Annotated in this window: 12 protein-coding genes; 5 read left to right on the plus strand and 7 right to left on the minus strand. The window is 68.5% G+C overall.

The genetic code is table 11. The features are described 5' to 3' along the window. Window positions 1-173 precede the first annotated feature (173 nt). Window positions 174-578 (minus strand): hypothetical protein, encoded by a 405-nt coding sequence (locus AB0M35_RS14530; RefSeq protein WP_363745359.1) that lies wholly within the window; start codon window positions 576-578, stop codon window positions 174-176. Then, window positions 575-889, minus strand: coding sequence for a hypothetical protein (locus AB0M35_RS14535; protein ID WP_363745361.1), 315 nt, complete (start codon window positions 887-889; stop codon window positions 575-577). Before AB0M35_RS14535 ends, AB0M35_RS14530 begins: the two co-directional genes overlap by 4 nt. A 300-nt stretch (window positions 890-1189) precedes the next feature. On the opposite strand from AB0M35_RS14535, the gene AB0M35_RS14540 reads away from it, so the two are divergent. The 4 genes from AB0M35_RS14540 to AB0M35_RS14555 all read left to right on the plus strand — a co-directional run bounded on the left by AB0M35_RS14540 (window position 1190) and on the right by AB0M35_RS14555 (window position 4740). Next, window positions 1190-1744 carry a hypothetical protein gene (locus tag AB0M35_RS14540; protein ID WP_363745363.1) on the plus strand — a complete coding sequence of 185 codons (555 nt, stop codon included), beginning with the start codon at window positions 1190-1192 and terminating at the stop codon, window positions 1742-1744. Window positions 1745-1919: 175 nt separating this feature from the next. After that, complete coding sequence (locus AB0M35_RS14545; protein WP_363745365.1) at window positions 1920-2966, plus strand: methyltransferase domain-containing protein; 1047 nt, start codon at window positions 1920-1922, stop codon at window positions 2964-2966. 29 nt (window positions 2967-2995) lie between these two features. Beyond that, on the plus strand, window positions 2996-4243 hold the full coding sequence (locus AB0M35_RS14550; RefSeq protein WP_363745367.1) for an NAD(P)/FAD-dependent oxidoreductase: 1248 nt from the start codon (window positions 2996-2998) through the stop codon (window positions 4241-4243). An 8-nt stretch (window positions 4244-4251) separates the two neighbouring features. Then, complete coding sequence (locus AB0M35_RS14555) at window positions 4252-4740, plus strand: MarR family transcriptional regulator (RefSeq protein WP_363745369.1); 489 nt, start codon at window positions 4252-4254, stop codon at window positions 4738-4740. A gap of 94 nt (window positions 4741-4834) precedes the next feature. On the opposite strand, the gene AB0M35_RS14560 is transcribed toward AB0M35_RS14555, so the two are convergent. From AB0M35_RS14560 to AB0M35_RS14570, 3 genes are all read right to left on the minus strand, one after another. After that, window positions 4835-4993, minus strand: coding sequence for a hypothetical protein (locus tag AB0M35_RS14560; RefSeq protein WP_363745371.1), 159 nt, complete (start codon window positions 4991-4993; stop codon window positions 4835-4837). A gap of 57 nt (window positions 4994-5050) precedes the next feature. Then, window positions 5051-6064 carry a diguanylate cyclase gene (locus AB0M35_RS14565; RefSeq protein WP_363745373.1) on the minus strand — a complete coding sequence of 338 codons (1014 nt, stop codon included), beginning with the start codon at window positions 6062-6064 and terminating at the stop codon, window positions 5051-5053. 762 nt (window positions 6065-6826) lie between these two features. Further along, window positions 6827-7657, minus strand: a complete 831-nt coding sequence (locus AB0M35_RS14570) for a helix-turn-helix transcriptional regulator (RefSeq protein ID WP_363745375.1) — start codon at window positions 7655-7657, stop codon at window positions 6827-6829. Between the two features lie 135 nt (window positions 7658-7792). On the opposite strand from AB0M35_RS14570, the gene AB0M35_RS14575 reads away from it, so the two are divergent. Next, window positions 7793-8185 carry a nuclear transport factor 2 family protein gene (locus AB0M35_RS14575; protein WP_363745377.1) on the plus strand — a complete coding sequence of 131 codons (393 nt, stop codon included), beginning with the start codon at window positions 7793-7795 and terminating at the stop codon, window positions 8183-8185. 77 nt (window positions 8186-8262) lie between these two features. Here the strand turns inward: AB0M35_RS14575 and AB0M35_RS14580 are convergent, their stop codons facing one another. Further along, window positions 8263-11529: a response regulator transcription factor gene (locus AB0M35_RS14580; RefSeq protein ID WP_363745379.1), complete on the minus strand. Its 3267-nt coding sequence runs from the start codon at window positions 11527-11529 to the stop codon at window positions 8263-8265. A 6-nt stretch (window positions 11530-11535) separates the two neighbouring features. Beyond that, on the minus strand, window positions 11536-12570 hold the full coding sequence (locus AB0M35_RS14585) for a MoxR family ATPase (protein ID WP_363745381.1): 1035 nt from the start codon (window positions 12568-12570) through the stop codon (window positions 11536-11538). Between the last annotated feature and the right edge of the window lies 1 nt (window position 12571).

Raw genomic sequence — 12571 nt, forward strand, 5'->3', positions numbered from 1 at the left:
TCACCGTTTCGACGGTCGTGCCCGTGCCGCCCACGTACCTACTCATCGGCGAGTGCGGATGTCATCCAGCACAAGCAAGCTACGTCATGTACCCGATCGGGACCTGAGGCTACCAGCGCGCGTGACTTCAGCCGTGCCGGGCCGTCTGTGGGCCGGACTGCTGCACCCCGGGGTCACTGGTTCGGCATCAAGTTGATCGGCAGGCCCTCTCCGTAGCGGTGGCCCTCGCCGGTCAGGATCTGCGCTTCGTGCTCCAGCGACGCCAGCACCGTCGTGGCCAGGTCGACCCGGCTGGTCGCCCCCAGCCAGTACGACAGCTCCAACCAGTCCTCACCCCAGGTGGGCAGCACCGCGCAGGCATCCATCGCCAGCAACGTGTGCAGGTCTTCCCGGTCCTTCGGGTCGGTGACCAGCTTCAGGGTCTCGGCCACGGTGACGGCGGTGACGCCGAAGCGCTGCCGGTCGGTGATGACCTCGCCCACCGGCTCCACGGCGTGGATCGACCCGGCCACGTATGCCAGCATCGCCGAGCGGTCCAGCACCAGGGTGACCGGGGGCAGTTGGTCCTCGGGGGTCACGCGGCCGACGCCGGTTGGTCTCCGCCGGCCAGTTCCTGCTCCATATGCTGGCGGACCCGCTCGCGAACTGCCGCGAATCGCTCCGAGGGCCACTCGGCCTGCACCGCGTACCGGCGGGCGCGGGCGGCGTCCATGCCCTCCTGGGTTGGCGCGACGCCGCGGCGAGCCTGCTCGTCACGGAACTGCTCCCACGCCCTCTGGGCGCGCACGGCCCGGGTCACGTAGGCGCTCGCCTTGCCCGGGCCTTGCCGCTCCAGGGTCTCAGCTACGTCCTGAGGGACGGAGATCGACAACTTCCGCACGGTGGTCATACCGAATAGCGTACGCCGGTAGCACCGTTACGTACAGCAACACCCGGAACTCGCACCCCGATCCGCTGTGCGGCCCGAGAGCTCTGGACACGACCGCAGATAGCGCCGCCCTACCGCGCCGCAACCACAGGTCGTGGTGGCTCGCCCACACGCCCGCCGAGTGCCACGTCGAAAGCGACAGACCGCCGGCAGAGGTCCCCAGTCGGCGGCAGCCGCTCGGGAAGGGCTTGACGCCCTGACTTCCATCGCGCACGGTCAATGAGTATCGATAGTCTCCAATACTCGACACGGGGAGGACTGATGAAGGCCTTCGTCACCATCGTCTCGGCTGCGGCCCTGCTGCTCCTGGCCACGGGCAGCGCGCCCTACGGCCGACCGACAGCCGACACGCCCTGCACCGGGCAGATCCACACGAACCCGGGATTCGAGCGCGGCACCACCGGCTGGACCGCCGGCCCCCGCATCGTCGTGCTCGGCGACGCGACCCGGCCCGCACACACCGGCCGCGCGTACGCCACCTTCGCCGGGCTGGACGTGACGCGTACCGACCTGCTGCGTACCACCGTCACGGTGCCGGCCGACTGCGACCTGACGGTCCGCTTCTGGGTCCGGACCACCACCACGGAGACCAGCCGCAGCGATTACCTCAACGTCGGGTTGGCGGTCACCGGGATACCCCCGAAGACGAGGTTCTCCCTGGCCTTCGACGGCGGGTCACAGTGGCGGCAGTACACCATGTCGACCGGAACGGCGACGACCGAGCGCACCGCGACGGTCAGCTTCGTCGCCAGCGAGACGGCCGGCAACGGCGTCACGACCTTCGACGTCGATCACGTGACCTTCACGTTGAGCTGACCACGGCGGGCAGCCGCCAGGACGGCCAGCGCGGCCCGGTGACCCTCTCGCGCAAGGCGCGAACCACCGCCGTGCGGCGCCGGACGGCGGCCCTGCCGTCGACAGGCCAGTCGCCGCGCCTCCGAGAAGGAGGCTGCTGTGCTCGCCCGTGCCGGCGCAAGTTGGAGCGAGGATGGTGAGGTCGGCACTCGTGTTCGGCACCGTGCCCGAGCGCTACTACGTCCACAGCGAGCACCGCGGTGAGACCCTGCACCGCTCTGCCGCTGAGTCCGTTCACCGCGAGCTGATCGCCCTCGACGTGGCCGAGGGCGCGCGCGTTCTGGAGATCGGCACCGGCACGGGGTACTCCGGCGCGTTGCTGGCCGCTCTAGCCGGGGCTTCCGGCCGCGTGACCAGCATCGACATCAGCGACCACCTGGTCGGCTGGGCCGACCGGTTGCACCGCCGACGCGGCCTGACCACCATCACATGCCACGTTGCCGATGGTATGGCCGGCTATCCGCCGCATGCCCCCTACCAGCGGCTCGTGGCCTGGTGCACACCGCCACGGTTACCCCGCGCGTGGGTAGACCAGTTGACCGCCGACGGCCGGATCGTGGCCTGTCTACCTATCGCCGCGCAGCCATCCACCACCCTGATCACGACCATCACCCTTGCGGCAGGGGAACCACGCATCGATACGATGATCTTCGGCGGCTACGCCCAGAGCACCACCAGCGCGGTAGAAGACGCGCTGAGCATCCCCGGTCGTTGGGTGGACCACATCCACCAACAACCCGAGCCCGCGTGGATTTCCATCGGCTGGCGCGACCGCGACGACCGGCAGCACACCGGCGCCCGCGCAGCCCTCAGCCTGCTCATGCACCCCGGGCACACGGAAACCTACACCGGAGCACCGCTGGACTGGCTGTCGTGGACGGTTTACTCCGTCGTCGCCGCCGGCGACAGCCGCAGCGTCGCTGCCCTACGCGACGGTGTACGCGGCATCGGCCACACCACCGCATCCTCGGCCGCCATGATCCTCACCAACTCCACCATCATCGCCGATCACCCGCGCTCCCCCTCCCTGGCGGCGTTGCGGACCTGGCTCGACCGGTGGGAACAGGCCGGCCGGCCCGCCGCGACCTGGTACGAGCCCACCCTGACCCCGAACGACAACAACGGCCTTCCCGGCTGGGACCTCACCATCACCCCCGGTACCGCTGGGGTCGGAACGCTTTGACACATCATCTTAGTCATTAAGATAACCGCATGGACACATCGACTGACTTCTCGGTGGCGATCGCCGGTGCCGGCCTCTCCGGCCTCTGCCTCGCCCAGTACCTGATGCGCGCCGGCATCGACGTGCACGTCTACGAGCGGGATCCGGGCCCCTTCGTCAGGCAGCAGGGCTACCGGATCATTCTCGACCAGTACGGGCTCGAGGCGCTGCACAAGAGCCTGCCCCGCCCGCTGTACCGCCTGGCGTTGGCCACCGGCGACGAGCCCGGCGGGCAGCTACGCTTCACCGACAGCCGGCTGCGGGACGCATTCACCATCACCTTCAAGGACAAGCCGAACGCGACCCGCCAGGTCGACCGGCTGACCCTGCGGTCGATCCTGCAGTCCGGGCTGGACGGCCGCATCCACTACGGCAAGGCAGCCGTCGCGGTGGACAGCAACGACCCGGCAAGGCCGCGGCTGGTGTTCTCCGACGGCGGGTCCGTGGCGGCAAGCGTCATCGTGGGCGCGGACGGCGTCGGCTCCGCGCTACGCGCGCAGCTCATGCCGGACGCAGCCCCCGCGAACACCCCGATGGCAGGCATCTACGGCCGGACGCCGCTGTGGCGAAACGGCGCGAGCATCATCCCGGACGCGCTGCGTACCAGCGGGGTCCTGGCCATTGCCGACCGACCAGGCCGCGCCTTCTTCTTCACCTCGATGCGCTTCGGCGAAAGCCCGCGGGAGGCGTTCGCGCGCCTGGCCCCGGGCAGCTATGCGCCCACCGGCGACGACTACGTCATGTGGGGCCTGCTGCTCCGGCAGGAGGAGGTGCCCGACGGCATCCGCCGGGACCTGCTGGCGCTGTGGAAGCTGGCCGCCCGAATGGGCGCGGACTTTCACCCGCTGATCCGGCGGCTGATCGACACGGCCGAACTGGACGCCATGGTGCTCAACCTCTTCGCCACCGGCCGGCGCCCGCACCGGTGGGCGGTGCCCCGGGCCACGATGATGGGCGACGCCGTGCACGTCATGCCACCGTTCGGCGCTCACGGCGGCAACACCGCGCTCCGCGACGCCGCCCTGCTCGGCCACCGGCTGATCGAGGCCCGCGCGAGCGGCGCGCCGGTGGAGAAGGCGATCGCCCGCTATCAGGACGAGATGGTGCCCTACGCTTTCCGCGCCGTCGACTCCGCCGCAAGGCTGATGAGTCGCCTCACCGGGGGCGCGGCCGCACCGCACTGGGTGCTGACCCGCGTGTTACCTCGGCTGCACCGGGTCACCGTACCGGAGGCATGATTGCGGGCATGTCCCACGAGCCCGCCCGTGCGTCCGCGATCGCCGACCTCATGCGCGCCGGGCGGGAGATGTCACGGCTGTCCATGGTGTTCCGGTACGCCATCGCGGAACAGTTGAGCCTCACCGTGAGCGACCTGGAGTGCCTGGACTACCTGGCGGACGTCGGATCGGCCACGGCGGGGCAGATCGCCGAGCGGACCAACCTCACCACCGGGGCGGTGACCAGCATGCTCCGCCGGCTCCAGCAGGCGGACTACGTGACGGCCGAACGCGATCCGGCGGATCGGCGGCGGGTGATCGTGACCCTGCGGCCGGAGCGGATCGCCGAGCTGGAGCGACCGTACGAGGGGTTCGCCGAGCGGGCGATGCAACTCGTCGAGGGCTACAGCGTCGAGGAGGTCATGCTGCTGGTCCGACACTACGACCGCATGCAGGCGATGTACCTCGCCGAGTTGGACCGCCTCCGCAACGGTCTGCCTGAGGCGGGCGTCGCGTGACTGACCGCTTCCGGTCGGCAGACCGAGGGGTGAGTCGCCGACGCAGCAACTCGCCCCCACGACCATGAAACGACGGATGAACCGCGACCGCTGACTAGTCCTGCCAGACGTTCAGGGCCCAGGCGAGGACGTACCAGACGCAGACGTATTCCCGTCCGGAGGCGATTCCGGCGATGTGGCAGGTGACCGGGTCGGGGAAGACACCTTGGAGCAGCCAGCCACCCGCCGCCAGCGTGACCGGCGCCGCGCTCACCGCCGAGTTGGCGGCGGAAACTGGGGCGGCCTGGGCAGCCCCTGCCGTCGCGGGCGTTCACCCAGATGGTTCCACTGTGGAGTCTGGCAGGGGAAGTTGTCGCGCGACTGCGACATACGATCCTGGTTGGCTCTTTGCGATGTGTTTCATCTCCGAAACCGCGACGGCCGCGTCACGCAGAGAGTTGACGCGAACCGCCGACCACTCCGAGTGGATGACCCCGATTGAAAGCGTGACCAGCGCCGCGCGTCGATGCCCGCCCTTCCGCGTTGAGAGAAGGACATATCCACGTATGGCATCAGCCGGATCGTACAGCTTGTCGGCGGCGCGTTCGAATTCAGCCGTGGCATGCCCCGTGAACGGCAAGACCTGCGACGGTTCGCAGATCACCAGGAAATCGTCCCCTCCGATGTGCCCGATCAAGGGGTTTGGCGTTCCAACCCGCAAGGCAGCGCCCGTGAGCGCCGTAGCGAGTGCGCGAAGGAAGTCGCCGGCGCGGGCAAATCCGTAAACGTCCGACACGGCCTTGAAGCGGTCGATGTCGAAGAACATCAAAGCGTACGGCAAGCCCTCCGCAAGTCGCTTTTGAAGGTGTTCGAATATCCACGCCGTGCCGGGTAACCCGGTGTCGGGTGACAGTTCTCGTAGATATCTGATGCGCCCCCAGATCGCAGCCACAACTCTCGCCAGTTCAGGGGAGGTTACGTCTGTCGGCAGATGGTGATCAATATAAAGGCCAATTCTCTTGGCGTGCCTCACCGAGCGCGGCTCGGCCAACATCAGGATTGTCGCCCCAGCCAGCCGGCGGTTGCCGACGATGTCGAATCTTCGTGAGCGGCGCCGCAAGATGCCGGCTGTTACGACGATGAGATCGACATCATTTGCCGCAAGGAACCGATTCCCGGCCCGCATGCTGTGACGGACATTGATGTCCAGCACCTGGCAACGCTTGAGGGCGGCGATGTGCTCGACATGAAAGTTCCTTCTCGTGAGGAAGAGCACACGGCCACGACGAGAGAACTCAAGGGTGATGTCTTCTACCACGTCGGAGCGTGATGACTCGCTGGTCACGGCATCTCCAGCGATCCGTCTTCAGGATTCGTGAAGAATTCGCTCTGTTTCACCGCTGGCCCGTTGAGAAGGGGTGTGAGCTGCAGGGCTATGCCCTGTGCCCGCTGCAACTCGTTCCCACCTGCGGATGCGCCACGCCACCCAACTTCCCCACATCAGACGACGGATGCCGAAACGGTATCGGCAGGCACGTTCCATTCGCGCGACGACAGCGTCGACGCCGCGAGGCCCGAAGCCGCGAAGGTTCATGCCAGCACTGGTGGTAACAGGCGGCGAATCCCATGCCTCGACACAGGCCGGGCCCACAATTACGGACATGTCGTCCACGCATCGATCAAATATGGAACTGAGCGTGCGGCTCTCCGCAGCGATCCAGCCTGCGATCTCTGCACGCTGCTCCTGGAGGGAATGTCCTCGATCTGCGAGAGCCGCCCGAGTGGCGGGCTCGTCGTCGGCACGTCGACGTATCCGGTACGGGTATTCCCCCCAAGCCACCAGGTATCGAACCGCCTGCGCATACCGATCGCGCCGCAAGTTGGCGTTTGCGCGAAGATTACCCGAGATAGCGTTGACGGCTGCGGCGACGACGCCGGAGCTGACGACCGCTACGAGAATGGTTACAGCGATCGGCTGGCCAGCCACCGACGTAGCTGCCGTGCCTTCGACGTACAAGGACATGTCCATCGTCTGACTTCCTCGCGACATTGGTCGTGGTGACGATATACGACCCTGTCTCGTCGCCATGGCTGGCGATCGCCATGGTTACGGTGGATGCGGAGAAGGTCGGAGATCGGCCGGCTCCGGGGTGGCCGACGCCATGGCGCGCAGCAGCTCCGCCGTCGCGGCGTCGGCCGGAAAGAACGTCTCGATGGAGATCTCGTCGAGCGTGACGTCGCGCGGCGCGCCGAACACCGTCGTCGCGTAGAACAGGGCCAGCTCACCGTACTCGGTGGACAGGCGCAGGGGGATCACCAAGTCATCCCCCGGCCCGGTGCCCGCGTTTGCGGCCGTCCCCGCCGGCGCCGGGTAGCTCTCCAGCTCGGCCAGCAGGTCCGCCAGGCCCTCCGCCGCGGTGCGGTCGAGCTGGCGTCGGACACGCCGCAGTACGTGTGCACGCCACTGGCTCAGGTTCCGGATCCGCCCGGACAGCCCGTCCGGGTGCAGGGTCACGCGCAGCACGTTGACCGGCGGCGTACGCAGGGAATCCGGCACACCGCTCAGGAACGCGGCCATGGCGTCGTTGGCGGCCAGCAGTTCCCAGCGCACGTTGACGGCGAGCGCCGGGTTCGGCTCGTGGCCGGCGAGCACCGCCGCCACGGCGGTCCGTGCCGCGCCGAGGTCGACGAACGCGCTCTCCCGGTGCACCGGCGCGAAGCCGGCGGCCAGGTAGAGGGCGTTGCGCTCGCGCAGCGGCACGTCGAGTTCGTCGCAGAGCCGCTCGATCATCGCCCGGCTCGGGTTGGCCCGGCCGGTCTCGACGAAGCTGAGATGGCGCGTGGACACCTCGGTCGACGACGACAGGTCGAGCTGTGAGCGGCCCCGCCGCTCACGCCAGCGCCGGATGAGCACTCCCACCGGCTCAGGTCTGGTCATGGCCGCCAGCCTCGCGCAGGGCACCGCCGGTCGGCAATGACCTCGAAGGTAATCGACACGCCACGGGCCGCCGACGCACGGTGTCAACACGGCACTCGCCGCACCCGACCCGTCGACCTAGAGAGGCACAACCCCATGAAGTCCCACACATACGACGACACCGTCGAACGTTACGTCCGGTTCTGGAACACCGGGCAGCCCGAGGAGCAGCGCCGGCTGGCGGCGGAGACCTTCACCGAGGAGGTCAGCTATCACGCGCCGGCCGGCGTCTTCACCGGACCGCAAGCGCTCATCGACTTTCACGGCCAGTTCACCCAGAACATGGGCACCGCCGTGTTCCAGCGACGCGCTGAGCCCCAGATCCACCACGATCGGGCCCGGGTGATGTGGGAGATCGAGCTCGACGGCGGACGGCCGTTCGCCGCCGGCACCGACGTCCTGGTGTTCGACCCGGACGGCCGGATCAGCTCGGTTACCACGTTCCTGGACCGCGCACCGGAGGGCTTCGACCCGCACGCCCACCACTGACGTCCGGCTCACGACGTCCGGCTCACCCGGGACGGCTGCACCGCATCGGGGGCCCGGGTGAGCCGAACCCGACCTCGTTACCCCGAGTCTTCCGAGGCGTAGTGGGCGAGGAGGCGCAGCAGGGCGTCGGGACTGTACGAGTAGGTGTTGGGACGGCGCTCGCCATCGGCTGTTTCGCGCTCGGAGGAGATGGTCACGACGCGACGGTCGGCAGGTTCCGCGCGCACGAGCCGGCCGATGAGCTCGCCGGTGGCGTCCCCTCTGCGGGGAAAGAGGATCCGCACGCCGCGCGGCGACGCTGGTAGAGGGCCAGTGCTTTCGGCCATGTCGAAGACGACGCTCACCTCGGTGTCCGTCCGAGTGGCCAGTTTCCCGAGATCGGCAATCAGCTGGTTGCGCTGCCGTACCATCTCGCCGGAACCGGAACCGGAACCGGAACCGACGACGTGGTGGCCGTCGATCACGAGGTGAACGTTGGGCAGGGTTAGCACCTCGTCGAGCAGGTCAGGATCGGTGGTGGAGCTGGTCGGGGCAGCGAGGGTGTCCAGGTGCTGGACGGTGGACGAGGAGCCTTGACCGGCGGCCTCCGTCGGTAGCTCGGAAGGATCGATCGCCACGAGCCAAAGATCGTGGAGCCGGGCGGCCTCCTCCTCGGGATTGCGATAGGGATGCTTCGCCATCGATGCCAGCACACGGACAACGGCGTTCACCGTGGACCAGTCGGCTAACGTCCGGCCGTACAACAACGCGTAAACGGTCGCAATAGCGATCCTGCCGGGCTTGTCGTGGCGGGCGCGGATCCTGGCGGTGATCCGGCGCATCGGCGGCGAACCCGCCGCGCGGTACAGCTCGGCGAGCGCAGCGACAAACTGGGCCCGCCTGCTCGCCGTGGCCACCGGCCCTCGCTCTGGTGGCGCAACCGTCAGCGCGGGCAGCATCTCGCTTGTCGCCTGTTGCTCGTGGCGGAGGTAGATCGCGGTCGCCTGGACACGGGTTCGCACCTGAAGTTTGTCGAAGATGTGGCTCACGTGTACGCCCACGGTGCGCTCGGACATGAAAAGCCGTTGGCCTAATTCGCGGTTGGTCAGTCCCTCAGCCAGCGCCGCCAGCACCTCGCGCTCGCGAGCGGTCAGCGTGGACAGCAGGTCGATGTCCGCTGATGGCGGTGTCATGGCGGCCGGCGCGACGGTCGTCGACGAGGGTTCCGCAGCCCCGGCAGCGTCCGTCCACAGCCAGGCGACGCCCTGGTAGCCCTTGGTCGCGACGTCGATGCGCCGGAATGCGCGCGGATCCAGGACCGCCATGTTGCCCTGCCGCACCGGTAAGGTGCCCGCTGCCCGAACCACCTCGGTGTAGAGCTGGTCGGAGACTGCGGCGACGAGCAGCAGGTCGGGGCGGTCGGCCATTACCTGGCGTACCTGGGCGCAGTTGCACAGCCGAACAGCCTCTACCAGAGCGTTGCCGGAGGCACTGCGTACGAACGAACTGGCGGAGGCGCCCACCCGGAGCCGCAGCTGCTCGGCGTATCGGTGACGGTCTAGGTGTAGGTGTTCGGCCATGGAGTGGAGCAGGGCTGCGAGAGCAGGGGCCTGCTCCGTATGTGGCGGCAGGACGACAAGCCACCCGTCGCCGACCATGTGGCGCTCGGTGTCGTCGAACTCGACACCCATTTCCCGCAAGGCCGCGTCGACCATCCTGTTCAACAGTCGGAAGACGGCCCGCTGCTGAGAGGCGTTACCGGCGGCGTAGCCGACGATGTCGATACTGAGGACCATTCGTGCAGGTGGCGCTTCCGGCGCCTCACCGGCCCGCTGCTCAACGACAGTCCTCGCTCCGCCGCTGCTGTGTGTTTTCGCCTCCAGGCGGTCAGCGAGGCCGGCGAACCGCGGACCGAGGCCGCGTAGCACGGGCGCAGCGATCCGGGCGATCGGCAGCGTGCCCGACGTCAGCTCGGGGACCTCCGCTGTCTCGGGGGCACGAAGCAACGCAGGGAAGTCGAGGATCTGGCGGCCGAACCGATCGGTCACGTACGTCGACATCAGGGTGAGCACCCGTACCGCCTCGGCGCGATCGGTGGAATCGAGCAGCAGTTCGCGCACCCCGGGACGGAACTCGAACTGCACGGTGTCGATGTCGTCGTCCGGACCGGCCGGGGTGGGCTGGTAGATCAGGCCGCTGAGGTAGACCTCCGCGAGATGGGTGGGAGCGGAGTCGGGCAACATGACCTGTTGGACCAGCCGCATGGTGGGCAGAGTCAACGGCGCGGCGGCGAGGTAGCCTGCCAACCGCTGTGCGGTGGGCGAGGCCACGTTCAGGAATCGCCGGAGAAGTTCCGCCGGACCAGTGGCGTCAGGTTGTCGGGTGCCGGTGTCGTCAGGTGGCAGCAGGGTGGCCGCTCCCTGGGCGCGTCCGATCTTCGGGCCGCGCCGACGGATGGCGGGCAGGGAGAGTTCCAGGACGGGGACCGGCGCCCGGGCCTCCCGGTGCGCCGGCCGGTCGCTGGTGGCGGTCCGGGTGCGTAGCCCCGTGGCGTTCCACATCCGGCGAGGTAGCACGCACAGTACCTGCAGTCGGTTGACCCGGGCCCAGCGTTGCAGCTGGATGTCCATCCGACCGTCGTGCCAGGCCGCGCCGACGCCGTCGGTGACGACGATGATGATTCTGCGGCGGGTGGGGTCGGTGACGGAGTCGGGATCGATGGCGGAGGCGACCCGCGAGCCTCGGGGTAGCAGTGCCAGCTCACCGTCGCGATCGCTGTCGAGGCAGTAGTCGCGGATGATGCGGAACGCGCCGATCCGCTGCATGAGCAGGAGCAGTTCGCGGAGGGTGGGCTGCCATACGGCCATGGAGGGAGACGAGTCCACGATCAGCGCGAGGTCGGCTTCCAGTTCCGGCCGGGGCCGGAACATCGGAATCCAGAGTCGCTCGTGGGCGATGCGATTGGCGGTCTCCTCCTCGTCCAGGTCGAACACCCGGGACGAGGGCACGTACCGGCGTAGCGGGCGCAGGGCTCGTCCCAGCGCGAGGGCGTGCGGCAGAGCGGGCACACCGGGGCTACGCAGCGCCAGGGTGTTCGGTGCCCCGCTGGCCAGGTGATCGTCTGCGGTCGAGGGATGCAGCTCGGCGCCGGGGTCGGCCGGTGGCGGCGTCGCGGTCACCGGCATGCTCAGCACCGCGTCGGTCGGTGGTGGTGGGTGATGCGACGCATCGCTGCGCGTCCGGGCGACGAACGAGACCGGGGCGTCGATGATCTGTGCGAGCCAGAGCGTCTCGGCGATGTCGACCGCGGTGGTGTCCAGCCCGGCGGAACGCAACGCGGCGATGAGGTCAGGCAGCGCGGTCATGTCGGATTACGCCGGCCCGGGCGAGTTGAGGTCACCCAGGAGATGTTCGGTCACCGAGTCGAGCATCCCGCTGTCGTTCTCCTCATCGGTTGAGGCGTACCGCAGGTAGACGGCGCTGAGCAACTGGTCGGTGGCGTAGGAGCCCGGCCCGTTACGTTGGGCCGCGAACTGTTCGATCATCTGGGTCGCGCGGGCGGCGATGTCGGGTCCGAGGTGGGCGGCGACCATGGCAGACAGCTGCTCGGTGTCCGGCTCGGTGAGAGTCAGACGCAGGCAGCGGCGCAGGAACGCCGGTGGGAACTCCCGCTCGTCGTTGCTGGTGAGCACGATGAAGGGAAACGCTCGGCACTGCACCCGGCCCTCGCGGACCACCGCCCGACCGCCCGGGTCGGCGGTCTGCACCTCGATTTCGGGTTGCTGGCCGGCCAGCCGGCGTAGTTCGGCGACGACGTACTCGCCGTCCTCCAACACGTTGAGAAGGTCGTTGGGCAGATCGACATCGCTTTTGTCGATCTCGTCGATGAGCAGGACCCGGGGCAGCTCGAACGGCAGCAGCGCCGTCCCCAGTGGGCCCAGCGTCAGGTAGCTGCCGATGGTGGCGTCGGTGTCGGGGTCGGGGTGGTCGCGTGCGGCGAGCTGGCGGATGTTCTCGTCGCGCAGACGGCCGATCGGGTCGTACTCGTAGAGACCCTCCCGCAGGGTGGAGCGGCTGGAGATGGGCCAGCTCAGCACCGGTCCGAGCTTCAGTTCGTGCGCCACCTGGTAGGCCAGCGACGACTTGCCCACCCCCGGTTTGCCGGTGACCAGCAGCGGGCGGCGCAGGTAGAGTGCCGCGTTGACCATCTCCACGACGCTCTGTCGGGCGGTGACGGACACGTCGGTGACGCCGAGGCGCCGCAATGCTCCGGTGCTGCGGTCACCCGGAATGGGCAGTGGCGGGCCACCGTCGAAGCGACGCCAGTTCGGTGGTGGGGGTAGCCGGACGATGCCGTCGTGCGGTTCGCCGTGGCCACGGTAGATACACCAACTGTTTGCGGGCACG

It is taken from the genome of Micromonospora sp. NPDC051196 (assembly GCF_040682415.1).
GTDB lineage: Bacteria > Actinomycetota > Actinomycetes > Mycobacteriales > Micromonosporaceae > Micromonospora.